This window comes from Chryseobacterium sp. GQ58 (assembly GCF_059758895.1).
Window position 1 is genome coordinate 195,181 of the sequence record NZ_JCAXEH010000002.1, and the last position, 15,078, is coordinate 210,258.

The 15,078-nt window shown below is 35.3% G+C and carries 17 protein-coding genes; 14 read left to right on the forward strand and 3 right to left on the reverse strand.

Annotated features, from left to right (window positions below; translation table 11 throughout):
• The first annotated feature begins 20 nt into the window (after positions 1–20).
• The 12 genes from AC6CHK_RS05075 to AC6CHK_RS05130 all read left to right on the forward strand — a co-directional run bounded on the left by AC6CHK_RS05075 (position 21) and on the right by AC6CHK_RS05130 (position 10,131).
• The gene (locus AC6CHK_RS05075) at positions 21–428 is read left to right on the forward strand and encodes an RrF2 family transcriptional regulator (protein ID WP_498094179.1); all 408 of its coding nucleotides are present in this window, start codon (positions 21–23) and stop codon (positions 426–428) included.
• Between the two features lie 88 nt (positions 429–516).
• Positions 517–1,209: a phosphoadenylyl-sulfate reductase gene (locus AC6CHK_RS05080; RefSeq protein WP_498094181.1), complete on the forward strand. Its 693-nt coding sequence runs from the start codon at positions 517–519 to the stop codon at positions 1,207–1,209.
• 18 nt (positions 1,210–1,227) lie between these two features.
• On the forward strand, positions 1,228–2,136 hold the full coding sequence (gene cysD / locus AC6CHK_RS05085; protein ID WP_498094183.1) for a sulfate adenylyltransferase subunit CysD: 909 nt from the start codon (positions 1,228–1,230) through the stop codon (positions 2,134–2,136).
• 122 nt (positions 2,137–2,258) lie between these two features.
• Positions 2,259–3,500, forward strand: a complete 1,242-nt coding sequence (locus AC6CHK_RS05090; protein ID WP_498094184.1) for a sulfate adenylyltransferase subunit 1 — start codon at positions 2,259–2,261, stop codon at positions 3,498–3,500.
• A 65-nt stretch (positions 3,501–3,565) separates the two neighbouring features.
• Positions 3,566–4,450 carry a sulfite exporter TauE/SafE family protein gene (locus AC6CHK_RS05095; RefSeq protein WP_498094186.1) on the forward strand — a complete coding sequence of 295 codons (885 nt, stop codon included), beginning with the start codon at positions 3,566–3,568 and terminating at the stop codon, positions 4,448–4,450.
• A gap of 298 nt (positions 4,451–4,748) precedes the next feature.
• Positions 4,749–5,399 carry a protein-L-isoaspartate(D-aspartate) O-methyltransferase gene (locus tag AC6CHK_RS05100; protein WP_498095114.1) on the forward strand — a complete coding sequence of 217 codons (651 nt, stop codon included), beginning with the start codon at positions 4,749–4,751 and terminating at the stop codon, positions 5,397–5,399.
• A gap of 78 nt (positions 5,400–5,477) precedes the next feature.
• Positions 5,478–5,735 carry a prevent-host-death protein gene (locus AC6CHK_RS05105; protein WP_498094187.1) on the forward strand — a complete coding sequence of 86 codons (258 nt, stop codon included), beginning with the start codon at positions 5,478–5,480 and terminating at the stop codon, positions 5,733–5,735.
• Positions 5,736–5,812: 77 nt separating this feature from the next.
• Positions 5,813–6,784, forward strand: a complete 972-nt coding sequence (locus AC6CHK_RS05110) for a 2-hydroxyacid dehydrogenase (RefSeq protein ID WP_498094189.1) — start codon at positions 5,813–5,815, stop codon at positions 6,782–6,784.
• Positions 6,785–7,099: 315 nt separating this feature from the next.
• On the forward strand, positions 7,100–7,393 hold the full coding sequence (locus AC6CHK_RS05115; RefSeq protein WP_498094190.1) for a hypothetical protein: 294 nt from the start codon (positions 7,100–7,102) through the stop codon (positions 7,391–7,393).
• Between the two features lie 179 nt (positions 7,394–7,572).
• On the forward strand, positions 7,573–9,558 hold the full coding sequence (gene hutU / locus AC6CHK_RS05120) for a urocanate hydratase (RefSeq protein ID WP_498094191.1): 1,986 nt from the start codon (positions 7,573–7,575) through the stop codon (positions 9,556–9,558).
• Positions 9,559–9,563: 5 nt separating this feature from the next.
• Positions 9,564–10,013, forward strand: coding sequence for a hypothetical protein (locus tag AC6CHK_RS05125; protein ID WP_498094192.1), 450 nt, complete (start codon positions 9,564–9,566; stop codon positions 10,011–10,013).
• Positions 9,985–10,131: a hypothetical protein gene (locus AC6CHK_RS05130; RefSeq protein ID WP_498095126.1), complete on the forward strand. Its 147-nt coding sequence runs from the start codon at positions 9,985–9,987 to the stop codon at positions 10,129–10,131. Before AC6CHK_RS05125 ends, AC6CHK_RS05130 begins: the two co-directional genes overlap by 29 nt.
• A 299-nt stretch (positions 10,132–10,430) precedes the next feature.
• On the opposite strand, the gene AC6CHK_RS05135 is transcribed toward AC6CHK_RS05130, so the two are convergent.
• Positions 10,431–11,852, reverse strand: coding sequence for a hypothetical protein (locus AC6CHK_RS05135; RefSeq protein WP_498094194.1), 1,422 nt, complete (start codon positions 11,850–11,852; stop codon positions 10,431–10,433).
• A gap of 389 nt (positions 11,853–12,241) precedes the next feature.
• Here AC6CHK_RS05135 and AC6CHK_RS05140 point away from each other — a divergent pair, with 389 nt between their 5' ends.
• Together AC6CHK_RS05140 and AC6CHK_RS05145 are read left to right on the forward strand one after the other, a co-directional pair.
• A complete protein-coding gene (locus tag AC6CHK_RS05140; protein WP_498094195.1) occupies positions 12,242–12,904 on the forward strand; it encodes a DUF6261 family protein in 663 nt (220 codons plus the stop codon).
• Positions 12,905–13,031: 127 nt separating this feature from the next.
• A complete protein-coding gene (locus tag AC6CHK_RS05145; protein ID WP_498094196.1) occupies positions 13,032–13,790 on the forward strand; it encodes a Rossmann-fold NAD(P)-binding domain-containing protein in 759 nt (252 codons plus the stop codon).
• A 14-nt stretch (positions 13,791–13,804) separates the two neighbouring features.
• Here AC6CHK_RS05145 and AC6CHK_RS05150 read toward each other — a convergent pair whose 3' ends face one another.
• Both AC6CHK_RS05150 and AC6CHK_RS05155 read right to left on the reverse strand, forming a co-directional pair.
• Positions 13,805–14,170 carry a VOC family protein gene (locus AC6CHK_RS05150; protein WP_498094197.1) on the reverse strand — a complete coding sequence of 122 codons (366 nt, stop codon included), beginning with the start codon at positions 14,168–14,170 and terminating at the stop codon, positions 13,805–13,807.
• A gap of 85 nt (positions 14,171–14,255) precedes the next feature.
• A complete protein-coding gene (locus tag AC6CHK_RS05155) occupies positions 14,256–15,038 on the reverse strand; it encodes a hypothetical protein (protein WP_498094199.1) in 783 nt (260 codons plus the stop codon).
• Positions 15,039–15,078 lie beyond the last annotated feature (40 nt).

The following is a 15,078-nucleotide window of genomic DNA, read 5'->3' on the forward strand; positions in this document are numbered from 1 at the left end:
TTTTTCCTATTTTTGCTGTAATGCTGTCAAAAAAATCTCAATACGCTTTTAAGGCGCTGTCTTACCTTGTAGAAAAAAGGAATAACGGTCCTATTCTTATTTCCGAAATTGCGGGACATAAGAAAATCCCTTTGAAGTTTTTAGAAAATATCTTGCTTGAATTAAAAAAAGCCGACATTCTTGATAGTAAAAAAGGAAAAGGTGGCGGATATTTCTTTAAAGAAAATCCTGAAAACGTGAAGCTTGCGAAGATTATTCGTTTAGTAAACGGTCCCATTGCGCTCCTTCCATGTGTAAGCTTAAATTTCTACGAAAAATGTGAAGACTGCAACGAAGATCACTGTAGTTTACATGATGTTTTGATTGAAGTTCGGGATGCCTCACTTAAAATATTGGAAGAAAAAACTTTGCTGGATTTGATCGATTGATCTGATCCTTTTTTTTGAATAATTAGTCTACTTATTTGGTAGGATAATTATTTTATTAGATATTTGCATCACTTCAAATGAATAAACTATGATTTCAACAGAAGATGCAGATATCGTAAAACAGCTTTCAGCAGAGGATGGATTGAAATTTATCTCGGAAAAATTCTCAACCGGAGTTGTTTTTTCAACATCGCTTGGCCAGGAAGATCAGGTGATTATCGATATGATTTTTAAAAATCAATTGCCGATCAAAGTTTTCACATTAGATACCGGAAGACTTTTTTATGAGCATTACGAACTTCTTTCCAACAACAACTCAAAATATAAGATCAAAACGGAAGTTTATTTTCCTGAAGTTTCGGATGTGGAAAAATATGTGAATGAAAAAGGGATCAATGCTTTCTATCATTCTATTGAAAACAGGAAAGAATGTTGTTTTATCCGGAAAGTTAAACCTTTAAACCGAGCGCTGGAAGGTGCAAAAGTCTGGATTACAGGTTTGCGTTCAGAACAATCCGAAAATCGCGAAAACATGCCGGTCATCGAATGGGACGAAGACCGAAAACTATACAAATACAATCCGCTGATCCACTGGTCTTATCAAAATGTTTTAAGCTATTTGGAACAAAATAAAGTTCAGGAATTGTCTTTACACAAAAAAGGATTCGTCAGCGTTGGCTGCCAGCCTTGCACAAGAGCAATCGCAGAAGGAGAAAATCCTCGCGCCGGACGTTGGTGGTGGGAAACTTCACACAAAGAATGCGGTCTGCATACCCATTAATTCAAATTTATTACTAAAATGACTACACATAAACTAGACTATCTGGAGCAGCTGGAAGCCGAAAGTATTTACATTATGCGCGAAATTGCGGCTCAATTTGAAAAACCTGCTTTGCTTTTCAGTGGTGGTAAAGACTCCATTACATTGGTTCATTTGGCAAAAAAAGCTTTTGCTCCGATGAAGATTCCTTTTCCGTTGGTACATATTGATACGGGACATAATTTTCCTGAAGCTTTGCAATTCAGAGATTATTTAGCAGAAAATATTGGTGCAGAATTGATTGTAAGAAAAGTTGAGGATACTATAAAAGCTAAAAATCTAACCGAACCAAAAGGAAAATTTGCCTCAAGAAACTGGTTGCAGACGCATACTTTATTGGACACGATTGAAGAATTTCAGTTTGACGCCTGTATTGGCGGGGCAAGAAGAGATGAAGAAAAAGCAAGAGCAAAAGAACGTTTTTTCTCTGTTCGTGACGAGTTTGGGCAATGGGATCCGAAACTACAACGTCCCGAATTGTGGAATATTTACAACGGAAGAATCAATAAAGGCGAAAATGTACGGGTTTTCCCGATTTCAAACTGGACGGAGCTTGATGTCTGGAGTTATATTAAAAAAGAAAATATCCAATTGCCATCAATTTATTTTGCGCATGATCGTGATGTGATCGAATATGACGGACAGTTAATTGCCGTTTCGGATTTTATTCAGATTGATGAAAACGATACAATTATCAATAAAAGAGTCCGTTACAGAACCGTTGGCGACATGACTTGTACCGCAGCTGTTGAAAGCTCGGCCGAAACTTTGGATGAAGTTGTCAATGAAATTACCGCTTCCAGAATTTCCGAACGTGGCGAAACAAGAATTGACGATAAAGTAACGGAAGCCGCAATGGAAGACCGGAAGAAAGGTGGATATTTTTGAGCTGGAAGCTGGATGAAGGAAGTTGGAGGTTTTTAAATTAAGTTTTCAACCTTAGCCTTAATCTCAACCTCAATATTAATTACATTATTCATTACCAATTACTCATCATTAATAAAATAAATGTGGATATACTAAGATTTATCACTGCGGGAAGTGTTGACGACGGAAAAAGTACGTTGATCGGAAGGCTTCTTTACGACAGCAAAAATATATTGATCGACCAGCTTGAAGCGCTGGAAAAACAATCAAAAAATAAAAACGAAAACGGTATCGATTTAGCGATTCTTACTGACGGTTTGCGGGCGGAAAGGGAGCAGGGAATCACCATTGATGTTGCTTATAGGTATTTTTCGACTCCGAAAAGGAAATTTATTATTGCGGATGCGCCGGGACATATTCAGTATACAAGAAATATGATTACGGGTGCTTCCAATTCGCAACTTATTGTGATTCTGATCGATGCGAGACAAGGCGTGATTGAGCAAACGAGAAGACATTCAATTATTGCTTCTTTGCTGAAAATAAAAAATGTTGTTGTGGCGATCAATAAAATGGATTTGGTTGATTATTCCGAAGAGATTTTTAATGATATTAAAGCTCAATACGAATTGGTTGCTCAAAAATTAGGATTGGAAAACATCAATTATTTCCCTATTTCAGCTTTTCATGGAGATAATATTGTTTCAACGTCTGAAAAAACGTCTTGGTATCAGGGTCCGGCTTTACTTGATTTCCTCGAAAATATTGAAATTAATCAGAATAATGAAGCTGAAAACCCGAGATTTCAGGTGCAATATGTCATTCGTCCGCAAACCGATGAGTTTCACGATTACAGAGGTTATGCGGGTGAAGTGATTTCAGGAACGTATAAAAAAGGCGATGAAATTACCGTTCTTCCTCAAAATATCCAAACCAGAATTTCCAAAATCGAAACAGGTGGTAAAGAAGTGGAATCTGTTTTCACGAATCAGCCTGCTGTTTTACATGTTGAAGATGATATTGACATCAGTCGGAGCGATTTTTTAGTGAAAACAAATAATCTTCCTAGAGTTGAAAATGAAATTGAAGCCGTTATTTGCTGGCTCGATAAAAAAGAATTAAATGAAGGAAATAAATATTTTATTCAGCATAAAAGCAAAATTTTAAAAGCGATTGTAAAAGAAATTGAATATAAAATTGATGTCAATACGCTTGAAAAAACACCGGTTTCTGAAAGTATAAAACTGAATGAAGTGGTGAAAGTTCGTTTGAAAACCGCTTCACCTTTAGTTTTTGACAGCTTCGAGAAAAGCAAAAATACAGGAAATGCAATTTTGATTGACGAAACCAGTAATTCAACCGTGGGAGCGGTAATGATTTTGTAAATACTTGAATTTAATAATTCTGAATCATTTAAGAACATTCAGATTCTTCAGGAAAGCTTAATAATATGATAATCACAAGAAAAGTTCAGATAAGATTGAATGTGTTTTTAGTAACCATCGCAATACTTTTTGTTGCGGTCTTTTCGATGTACGAAGTTGGTTATCGTGACGAGCTTTTAACCGTTTTAGCAAAAGATAATCATATTTTTTACTGGATGCTTTTGGTCGGATTTTTGGCTGAAATTGTTGCCGGATCAATGGGAATGGGGTATGGCGTGATTTGTACGACAACGCTTTTATTTCTGAATATTCCGCCGCATATTGTGAGCGCAAGCATTCATTCGGCTGAAAGTTTTACAACGGCGGCGGGAAGCATAAGTCATATTAGATTGAAGAATGTAAGCAAAAGTCTGGTGAAAAAGCTGGCGATTCCTGCTATTATCGGAGCTGTTCTTGGCGCTTTATGTCTGACTTATTTAGGCGAATATTATTCTAAAATCACAAAAACGGTCATTGCTTTTTACACTTTATATCTTGGTTTTCAGATTTTGTCGAATGCTTTTAAACCTAAACAAAATAAGTCGTTGAAAAAGAAAACAAACTTAAAAAGATTAGGATTATTCGGTGGCTTTATCGATTCGTTTGCAGGTGGAGGATGGGGGCCGCTCGTAACAGGAACTTTAATTAAAAATTCTTTTACGCCGCGATTTGCGGTTGGAAGCTCGACGGTTGCGAAGTTTATTTTGACAGTTACGGCCGCAGTTACCTTCTTTTTTACATTGGGAATCCAGCATTGGAACATCATTTTAGGTCTTTTGATCGGCGGAATAATTACCGCGCCTTTTTCTGCAATGTTGACCTCAAAACTTCCTGTGAAAAATATGTTTATTGTGATCGGAACTTTGGTGATTGTAATGAGCTTGATCACTATTTGTAAATCTATTTTATAATCCCTTAGTGGAAAACGTAAAGGCGCAAGATATTTGGATCTTTTAAGGCGAAAATATTTTATCTTCAATAAAATTGGCAACATTGATTATTGAAAATCTTTGATTTTTTTGCGCCTTAAAACATTATTTATTAGCAAAACTTGCGTCTTTGCGTTTTCCAACAATTCCTTATGTTGATCCAGATTAAATAGATGACAAAACGACGCAATCATGAAAGACGGTTTTTATCTTGATAATTACTTATTCTTTTGTTATTTTTGTGAAAGTTCAACAAACTATTACCAAATAACCGATAATGATGCAGGATTCGTTCGTACATAAAGGAAAAAGAAAAATTTTAATCGAATATCTCAGAAATAAAATAGGAATTTCGGACGAGAATGTACTTGCAGCAATGAATCAGGTTCCAAGACATCATTTTATCGAAAGTATTTTCGAAGACTTCGCTTATGAAGACCGTGCATTTCCGATCTTGGCGCATCAGACAATTTCACATCCTTCGACGGTCGCCGAGCAATCAGAACTTTTGCAGTTGAAGCCTGGAGAAAAAGTGTTGGAAATAGGAACTGGTTGCGGATATCAAACCGCAGTTTTATTAGCGATGAAAGGTTTGGTATACACCGTTGAAAGGCAAAAAGACCTGTTTGATTATTCAAAGAAAAAATTTCGGGAGCTTCATCTTTATCCTAAATTTCAGAGTTTTGGAGATGGTTTTGCCGGGCTTCCGACTTTCGCCCCGTTTGATAAGATCATTGTGACTTGCGGAGCTTCTGTTTTGCCGACAGAATTATTAAAACAATTGAAAGTTGGCGGAAAAATGGTAATTCCGTTGGGGCCGACAGACGAGCAGGTTTTGTTCAGATTTACAAAAATTTCCCTGACAGAAATTGAGAAAGAAGAATTTGGTGCTTATAAGTTTGTTCCGATGTTGGGAAACACTAATCAATAAATTATTTAATAAATTTTAAGTCCGCTTCGGAATGAAAATTGAACTCAATTTGAAACCAAACACTTAAATCTTATTATTATGGACACCAACAGATTTAAACCATCAAACGATTTCAGCAATATCGAAAAAAATCTTCACAACAATCCGGGCTACAGCATAGAAAGCTTTTCACAGCAGGCGAAAGATTATATTAATGATATGAAAAGCAAAAATCAGCAAGCCACAAAGCAGGGTTTTATGACACATGCCCAAAAGACAGCCAAAGAGGTTTGGGAAGAAATTCAGGGAATGGCTTCCGAGGCTTGGGATAAAAATAAAGATCGTTCTGACGAATAGAAATTAGTTTTTTATAGCTTAGAAAACCTCACTTTTGCGGAGGTTTTTTATTTTAAATCAAAATAATTGCGAAATAAATGAAAGTATTTATCAATAAAATAATTCCCGAAATAGGAATTAAACTACTTAAAGAAGCCGGATTACAGGTTATAATTCCCGAAAACAACAACTTATCGAATGCAGAACGGCTAAAATATTGTGAAGAAGCAGACCTTATTTTAAATGTTGGAAATAATAAATTTGACAAACAGTTTTTTGAGCAATATACGAACGTAAAAGCCATTGCATTGTTTTCTGTCGGTTTTGATCATGTCGATATAAAAGCGGCCACTCAAAAACATATTCCGGTCGGAAATACGCCGGATGTTTTAAGTAAAGCAACTTCAGACATCGCTTTTTTGCTTATGCAGGCCGTTGCAAGAAGAGCGAGCTTCAATTTTCAGGAAGTAAAAGAAGGAAACTGGAAAGATATCGATCCTTTATACGAATTGGGACAGGAATTATACGGAAAAACGCTGGGCATTTTCGGATTGGGAAGAATAGGTTTTGAAATGGCTGAAAAGTGCAGAAATGCTTTTGGTATGAATATTATTTATCACAATCGAAATCATAATGAAGAAGCCGAAAAAGAGCTGAATGCAAAATATGTTTCGTTTGATGAGCTGGTTTCAAAATCTGATGTTTTGAGCGTTCATGCCAATTTTAAACCTGAGCAGAAAGAACTGTTCAACACGTCGGTTTTTAATAAAATGAAAACCAATGCAATCTTTGTTAACACGGCGAGAGGAAGTTTCCACAATCAAAAAGATTTGTATGAAGTGCTTGTAAACAATAAAATCTGGGGCGCCGGACTTGATGTGACCAATCCCGAGCCTATTTCTAAAGATGACCCTATTTTGAAACTTTCAAATGTTTGCGTTTTACCACACATTGGTTCGGCAACCATTGAAGCACGAAACGGAATGGCAAAATTGGCCGCAGAAAATCTTATTGCTTTCTCAAAAGGTGAAAAGATGCCGAATTGTGCAAATCCCGAAATTTACGAATGACAATAAAATACCCATTGTGCATTTTGCAAACGCCGTCAAGAGATTGATAATTAAAGTCTTTGTATTTCTTTGTTAAATGAAATGCCATTGTTTATTCTTACAAAGTTTATTGTAAAAACTTTGTCTTTTTTAGCGATTAAAAAACGCAAAAATATACAAAAAACTGTAAAAAAAATTCTAAAATCAAGGTAAGCAAGCCGTTTCACTTATTTTCGAAAGCCAAAGATTCAAAATGCACAACAGGTATAAAAATGTATTAATTATAAATATTGGAACCATTTTTGTCATATTGTAATCAACACTAAATACAATATTATGACACCAGAAAACAATAACAACGAACAGGAAAGAAGATTAGAACAAATGGATTATTCTCCGAATGAAGATATTTTTAATCAGGAAGAACATATTCCATTGGATGGTGACGGACTTCCCATGAAAGATGAAAATATTGAAGATGATAACATCGACAAAGGACTCGATATACCGGGTGTAAATGATGATGACGAAGTAGATGAAGCGAGGCTGGAAGACGAAGAAAACGATTATTGGAGCATCAGTGATAACGAAAATGATCATGAAGAAACCAACGACGATGTTTTAACTTAGAATTTGATAGATTATTATACAAACCTTACTTTAAGCAGTAAGGTTTTTTTTATTTCAAGATTTCATTAAAACACAGTCAAATTCTGTCAGTATAATTTTCCGTGTTTTGTTTGCTTGATATTTTCTAATTTGAATATCTTTAAAACTTTGAATTTAAACTCCGAACATTAAACTGAAATATGACTTTTCAAGAACAGATAAAACAAGGTATTCCAAGCCAGTTGCCTCAGCCGAAACCATACGAAACCAATATCAATCATGCGCCAAAGCGTAAAGAAATTTTAACCGAAGAAGAGAAAAAATTAGCTTTAAAGAATGCTTTGCGTTATTTCGAACCAAAGTTCCATGCAGAATTATTGCCTGAATTTAAGGAAGAATTAGAAAAATACGGAAGAATTTATATGTATCGTTTTCGTCCGGATTATGAGATGAAAGCTCGTCCGATTTCCGAATATCCGGGAAAATCCGAACAGGCAAAATCAATCATGCTGATGATCCAGAATAATCTGGATTATGCAGTCGCTCAGCATCCGCACGAATTGATTACTTATGGCGGAAACGGAGCTGTTTTTTCCAACTGGGCGCAATATCTTCTGACCATGAAATATTTGTCTGAAATGACAGACGAACAAACATTAACGATGTATTCGGGCCATCCGATGGGATTGTTTCCGTCTCATAAAGATGCTCCAAGAGTTGTTGTAACTAACGGAATGGTCATTCCAAACTATTCAAAACCGGATGATTGGGAGAAATTTAATGCTTTGGGGGTTTCGCAATACGGACAAATGACGGCGGGAAGTTATATGTACATCGGTCCGCAAGGGATTGTGCACGGAACAACGATTACGGTTTTGAATGCTTTCAGAAAAATAAATAAAGAACCAAAAGGCGGACTGTTCGTGACTTCAGGTTTAGGCGGAATGAGCGGAGCTCAGCCAAAAGCCGGAAATATTGCAGGCTGTGTGACGGTTTGTGCGGAAGTAAATCCAAAGATCACAAAGATCCGTCACGAACAGAAATGGATCAATGAAATCCATGAAAATCTTGATGAATTGGTAGAAAGAGTAAGAAAAGCTCAGGAAAATAAAGAAACCGTTTCATTGGCTTATCTTGGAAATATCGTTGAGGTTTGGGAGAAATTTGATCAGGAAAACCTGAGAATTGATATCGGTTCAGACCAGACTTCGCTTCACAATCCTTGGGCGGGCGGTTATTATCCGGTCGGGCAAAGTTTTGAGGAATCGAATACAATGATGGCAGAAAACCCTGAATTATTCAAAGAGAAAGTTCAGGAAACATTAATAAGACACGCTGCAGCCATCAACAAACATACAGAAAAAGGAACGTATTTCTTCGATTACGGAAATGCCTTTTTATTGGAAGCTTCAAGAGCCGGAGCCGATGTAATGTCTGAAAATCCTACGTTGGGAAGAGAATTCAAATTCCCGAGCTATGTTCAGGATATTATGGGACCGATGTGTTTTGATTATGGTTTCGGGCCGTTCCGTTGGGTTTGCGCAAGTGGTAAGCCTGAAGATTTACAGAAAACAGACGAAATTGCCTGTCAGGTTTTAGAAGAAATGATTAAAACTTCACCTGAGGAAATTCAGCAGCAGATGAAAGACAACATCACCTGGATCAAAGGCGCTCAGGAAAACAAATTAGTCGTTGGTTCGCAGGCGAGAATTTTATACGCCGATGCGGAAGGAAGAATGAAAATCGCAGAAGCCTTTAACAAAGCCATTAAAAACGGAGAGATTGAGCCTGTGGTTTTGGGAAGAGATCATCACGATGTTTCAGGGACGGATTCGCCGTACAGAGAGACTTCCAATATTTATGACGGTTCGAGATTTACGGCAGATATGGCGATTCACAATGTGATTGGTGACAGTTTCCGTGGGGCGACTTGGGTTTCTATTCACAACGGTGGTGGCGTTGGTTGGGGCGAAGTGATCAACGGTGGTTTCGGGATGTTGCTCGATGGAAGCGATGATGCCGACAGAAGATTAAAATCTATGCTTTTCTGGGACGTCAACAACGGAATTTCAAGACGAAGCTGGGCAAGAAATGAAGGTGCTGTTTTCGCGATTAAACGTGCGATGGAAGCTGAACCGAATTTGAAGGTGACGTTGCCGAATTTTGTGGATGAGAGTTTGTTTTAACAATAATGAAAACGTTTACTCTAAAACATCCTTGGTTTTCTCCAATACAATTATTTGACGAGAATGGAAAATTGGTTGGAGAAATTCTACTTAACTCAATTGCAGGTTTTAAGGAAAAGATCAAAATAGGTAATCAGACTTTCGGTATCAAATACAACAATCTTTTTTCAAGAGATTATAAAATATTTGATGATAAAGAAAATTTAATTTTAGAATCAGATATCGCAAGAGACAGGTTTATTTACTTTGGAAATGAAACAGAAATATTTATTTATAAAAGGCGTAGATGGTTCAATGACAAAGTAGATTTATATAGAAATGATACGATTGTTCTTTCTATCAATACAAGCGGGCTTCTCAAAACAAAATATACTATTGAAATTGATGAAGGCTTTAATAATTATATAATTGTTTTAGCATTTATAAATGATTACATCAATAGTCAAAGCTCATAACAGCGAACGAAGCTGGGCAAGAAATAAAGGTGCTGTTTTCGCGATTAAAAGAGCAATGAAAGCTGAACCGAATTTAAAAGTGACGCTTCCGAATTTTGTGGATGAGAGTTTGTTTTAAAAACGTCATTGCGAGGATGAAAGACGAAGCAATCTTTTGAATTGTCAGGACTATTTTGAACAGATTGCTTCGCTTTGCTCGCAATGACAGAATATATAAAAACCTGCTGTGAGGCAGGTTTTATCTTTTTATGATAGCGCGGATTTTAAATCCGTGCCTTAGCTATAAATGCTCACGGATTGCAAATCCGCGAGATCGGGTTTTTATATTGTTATTATAATGAGAAATATTGTCTTTTACGCTCGTGCGAGCACCTTGCTCGTACCTTATTTATTAGAGCACAAGCTTGGAAGCTTGCGTTAGCGAGGGAGATCAGGGTTAAATAGATTAGGTAGGATTTTTTGATTTGGTTTTATAAGAAGTCGCATATTTCCTTTTATTGAAGAATCATTTTCAATTTGTGAAATAATATCTATGATGAAATTTTCAGTCATTAGAAAATTAATAATGTATGAAATAAATAAATCAAATCTTTCAATCCCTCTAGTATATTTAGAAATATCTTTTTTAGGGGATGAATATTTACTTTCTACATAATAGCCTAAGTTATTTAAATCCTCTATTAAATGTATTGGATTGAATATAGAAATAACAATTGTATTATAAAAATAGATTCTTTTTAATTGGTTTATATCAATTGGATGCCAAAATAGAGGTATAGTTCCGGGTGTATTTTTATCTGTAAAATCAGCATTATATAATAATTGTCCAATTATAATTCCATTATTTTCTGAATCAGTCTTTACTAACTTTTCTATAAGATTAGTAAATATTTGTTTATTACTGTCATTGAGAACATTCTTGCTTAAATCTTTATGGAATATATTATTAAATAAGCTTGTTTTTTTTGACTTTAGTGAAATAAAGGCTAAACCATTACTTACTTTTTTAATATTAGTTGTATTAATTTTTGAATCGATTAATAATTCTTCTACCTCTTTACAATAAAAGTCATTCAAAAGTTTTTTATTATAATCATTCTCTGGACTTTCTGGAGTTAAAAATTTTTTTATCCCTAAAATTTGTCTTTCCTCTCTTGTTTGAACGTCTTTCGAATCGCCAATTTCTCTTCTATCTATAAAATCATTTCTATTAAAATAAGTAAGAGTTAAATTTATTTTATTTATATCAGTTCTTTTAGTTTTTAATTCTCCAATTTTTTCTACTTTCAATGTCTTTAGATCTATAAAACTATAATCACCATATCTTAATATATTCGTTATGTCGTGAAAAAGTGTAAAATGACCATCAATATGCTTAATGCTTTTAACAAATTTGAGTTCTCCAATCTTTCCTATATCAGCACTGTAGTTAGTAATTCTTTCATGATTTAAATGTTTTGACAGTAAATCCTCCTCTCTTTGATAAAAGAAATATGCAAAAGCATCTCCAATAGATTTTGAAATATTTACTAAATAATCAATTCCTTTTTTATAATTGGAAAGAGTTTTCATTTTAGAATTGAACCAATGAGATTTGTACCTCATTTTATTTTTAATAAAATATTTTTCATCTTTAATAATTTCTTTTCGTACTAATTGGAGATTGAAAATAGTTTCAGCAAGTTTTTCTTGAAATATTATAAATCTGTCAACAAAATCATTTTCTTGAAAATTATAATATTTTAAATCTTCTAGAACTTTCCAGCAAAAATTAAGTTTCTCTTCTGAAATGTCAAATTGAGTTTTGATGGTTTCTTTTGTTATGTGATTTTTATCCATATAGTGTTCAATTAAAATTAATATTGGCAGAAGTTTAAATTTAAATATAATTAAACAAAACCATTATAAAATACGTGTTTCCTTAAAACGATAAAAAAATTAAAATTTATTACCCACGCATCCGCAGAACCACACAAACAAACTTAAAACAAACCATCTACATCTGCATTTCATTTAAAACAAGCTGTTTGTAATCTCCTGCAACCGCAAAACATCACCAACAATCTGCAAGACAATTCCTGCAGCTGCAAGACATCGCAAACAGATTGCGGGAGAATTCCTGCAGCTGCATTTTATTTCAAACAAAATGTTTGGGACTAAATGCAATAATATCTATATTTGATTTATGTAATTTAATACATACTTAACAATTAAAACACAATTTGATTATGAAAATTTCATTAGCACGTATTTCGACTAAAAATCTCGCAGCTCTTGTACAGAGAATTATCGCAACTTCCAATTCCGGAAAATATCCTGTCATCGCAGGGAATCCGCTTTTTGCAAAGCTGGAGGATGAATATGAGTTTTACGGTGAGGTCTATACCAAGCAAACCTACAGCGGAAAAGGCAAAGAGGTGGCTACGGCGGATGAAGTAAGAGATTTAGCGTACAACAATCTGAAAGCATTTCTGGATGGCTACCGCAGGATTTCTACGGTTCCAAATTATGAGAAGGCCGAGGCGCTGTATCAGGTATTTTTAAAATACGGTCTCGACTTGCCCCGTCTTTCGTATGCCGAGCAAACCGCACAGATGGTAAAGCTGCTGGAAGAACTTTCTGCAACTGAAAACCAAAACAAACTGTCTGCTTTGTTTCTGCAGCCTGCCTACAACGAAATGCAGGATACGCATGAGGCTTTTGAGACATTATTTGCAGAGCAGGCACAGGCCAATGCCGGTCTCAGAATGCTTACCACTGCTTCGTCCCTACGCAAAGGTCTGGAAACGGAGACTAGGACTTTCCTTGATTTTGTCACCACCATGAAGGCGATTCCGGGTTGGGAACTGTATTATAATGATCTTCACGAACTGGTAAAAGCAGCAAAATAACAGCATCCTTAAATAAAAGAAACTCAGCAACGGCTGAGTTTTTTATTTACTGTGGTCTTTAATATATATTAAAAGTGATATTTTTGGTATTTGTAAAGACATTTTTATCATAGATATAATTCAAACAATGAAAAAACTAGGAATCATCGGTTGTGGCTGGCTCGGAAATCATATAGCAGAAAAATTATCAGACCGATACGAAATTTTTGCAACCACCACATCCGAATCTAAAATAGAAGAATTAAAATCAAAGGGTTATTACCCGACATTGGTTGATTTTCCCGATTATATATCCGAAGAAATAAGGGCATGGGATGTTTTGTCACAATTGGATGCCGTGATTGTTACAGTTCCGTTTTCAGGAATTCGGGGGACGCAAATTTCCATGAAAGAAAGACAAGAGAACCTTTTAAAGTTTCTTGGGGATTACAAAGGTCAGTTATTCCTGATGAGCTCAACAGGAGTTTATCCTCAGGATGAAAAGGAATACACGGAAGATGATCAGCCTGCGAAAAATGTGGAAAGCGAAAGTTTCATGCTAAACAGATTTCCACAGGCTAATATTCTGAGATTGGCGGGATTAATGGGCGATCAGCGGCTTTTAAAAAATTATAATATTTCAAATTTGGATCAATTGGTCAACCACATTCATTATGCAGATATTTGCCTGGCTGTTGAAAAAATGCTGAACAATCAATCCGAATCCAAAGTGTACAATGTGGTGGCGCCTGTTCATCCGAATAAAGAAGAAATCATCAATGCGCAGAAAGATCTGCCGTATTCGGGAGAACGTACCATAAAAGGCAGAATAATATCACCTTCAAAATTAATTTCAGATTTAGATTTTGAATTTCAATATCCGGATCCGAGGTATTTTCACTTGTAATAATTTGTCTGTGATTATCTTTCCTGCACATTAAATACTGTTCCTGCCGGATCTTGTATCCAATGCATATTTTCCGGAAGCTCTTCCAGCTCGTCACAAGTTTCCACAGAATTGGCGCGTAAATATTCTGTCGCAGCTTCTATATTGGGAACTGTAAGCTGTAACCAGGTTTCAGAATGAGTGTAGTTATCAACACAATCCAGCCAGATCACATTATTGCCAAACTTCACTTCATGGGTTCTGGAAACGGTAGGGTTGTCAATTGGTTTTTCTTCAACTTCGAGTTTCAAAACATCCTTGTAAAAGGTAACTGTTTTGTCATATTTGTTTTTTGGAATTTTAATGGCGATGTTGATTCCTGCTTCAAATTTTACATCCATTGTCGTTATGATTTATATGTTAATTTTTAAGTTCTTTGAATTGCTTTTTTTGCTAATTATTCAACCTTCCTTATCAATCTTTCTTTTATTTTCTGGTCTCAATTTCGTTAAAATAGTCCATCACTTTTTTGTCTGTTTCGATTTGTAAAATCACGTTGTTGTCAAACAATTGTGTCCGTAGTTGCCTGTATAACGACACTGCGTTTCTTAAACTGTCTAATAATGATTGTCTGTCGTAAGTTGGAATTGTAAGTTTTAGTTTGGCTAAGTCTTCACTTTTTAAATCTGTTTCTACTTTCCTAACGCCACGAGGTAAATTGTCATTTTTGATGTGAAGCAAAGGGCCAAAAACAATCATTCGTAGAAATCCCAAAAAGTCGTATGCTTCAAGATATTCTCCACGTCCTATTTTTAGTAAAGCATAATGTATCCATGTCCAAAATCGATCTTCAATCCATTGATAATCGGGGTATGGAAACTTTGCTTGTGAATTGCTAATTGCCTTTTCAAGCTGTCTGCCTTTGTCAATTAATAATGTAGGCGTTTCAACACGTGAATGAAATTCGTCAAGAGTTACAAATTTTATGTCAACATGTAAAAGAGGATTGTCATAAAGACAAATCAAAAGTCTTGGTTCTCCAACGTGTTCTCCAGTAAATCCCGATAAAAAGTCTCCCAATCTCTTTGCATAATCAAGCATTAGATTCTTGTCGTTGGAAATTTTTTGCTTGGTTACAAGAATTAGGTCAAGGTCTGAAAACTCATCTATTTCATTTGTCAGCCACGAACCGGCAACTGCCAAACCAATAACATTGTCGTCTGGTTCTAAAATTGTTTTGGCTTTGTCTGCAAATTCTCGTTGTATCATTTTTATAAGTACAAATTTTAAGGTTGTTTATAAACATTAA

Bases quoted from the DNA above. Each gene is read 5' to 3' on its own strand.
- AC6CHK_RS05075 (WP_498094179.1), top strand. From the start codon at position 21: ATGCTGTCAAAAAAATCTCAATACGCTTTTAAGGCGCTGTCTTACCTT.
- AC6CHK_RS05080 (WP_498094181.1), top strand. From the start codon at position 517: ATGATTTCAACAGAAGATGCAGATATCGTAAAACAGCTTTCAGCAGAG.
- cysD (WP_498094183.1), top strand. From the start codon at position 1,228: ATGACTACACATAAACTAGACTATCTGGAGCAGCTGGAAGCCGAAAGT.
- AC6CHK_RS05095 (WP_498094186.1), top strand. From the start codon at position 3,566: ATGATAATCACAAGAAAAGTTCAGATAAGATTGAATGTGTTTTTAGTA.
- AC6CHK_RS05100 (WP_498095114.1), top strand. From the start codon at position 4,749: ATGCAGGATTCGTTCGTACATAAAGGAAAAAGAAAAATTTTAATCGAA.
- AC6CHK_RS05105 (WP_498094187.1), top strand. From the start codon at position 5,478: ATGGACACCAACAGATTTAAACCATCAAACGATTTCAGCAATATCGAA.
- AC6CHK_RS05110 (WP_498094189.1), top strand. From the start codon at position 5,813: ATGAAAGTATTTATCAATAAAATAATTCCCGAAATAGGAATTAAACTA.
- AC6CHK_RS05115 (WP_498094190.1), top strand. From the start codon at position 7,100: ATGACACCAGAAAACAATAACAACGAACAGGAAAGAAGATTAGAACAA.
- hutU (WP_498094191.1), top strand. From the start codon at position 7,573: ATGACTTTTCAAGAACAGATAAAACAAGGTATTCCAAGCCAGTTGCCT.
- AC6CHK_RS05125 (WP_498094192.1), top strand. From the start codon at position 9,564: ATGAAAACGTTTACTCTAAAACATCCTTGGTTTTCTCCAATACAATTA.
- AC6CHK_RS05130 (WP_498095126.1), top strand. From the start codon at position 9,985: ATGATTACATCAATAGTCAAAGCTCATAACAGCGAACGAAGCTGGGCA.
- AC6CHK_RS05135 (WP_498094194.1), bottom strand. From the start codon at position 11,852: ATGGATAAAAATCACATAACAAAAGAAACCATCAAAACTCAATTTGAC.
- AC6CHK_RS05140 (WP_498094195.1), top strand. From the start codon at position 12,242: ATGAAAATTTCATTAGCACGTATTTCGACTAAAAATCTCGCAGCTCTT.
- AC6CHK_RS05145 (WP_498094196.1), top strand. From the start codon at position 13,032: ATGAAAAAACTAGGAATCATCGGTTGTGGCTGGCTCGGAAATCATATA.
- AC6CHK_RS05150 (WP_498094197.1), bottom strand. From the start codon at position 14,170: ATGGATGTAAAATTTGAAGCAGGAATCAACATCGCCATTAAAATTCCA.
- AC6CHK_RS05155 (WP_498094199.1), bottom strand. From the start codon at position 15,038: ATGATACAACGAGAATTTGCAGACAAAGCCAAAACAATTTTAGAACCA.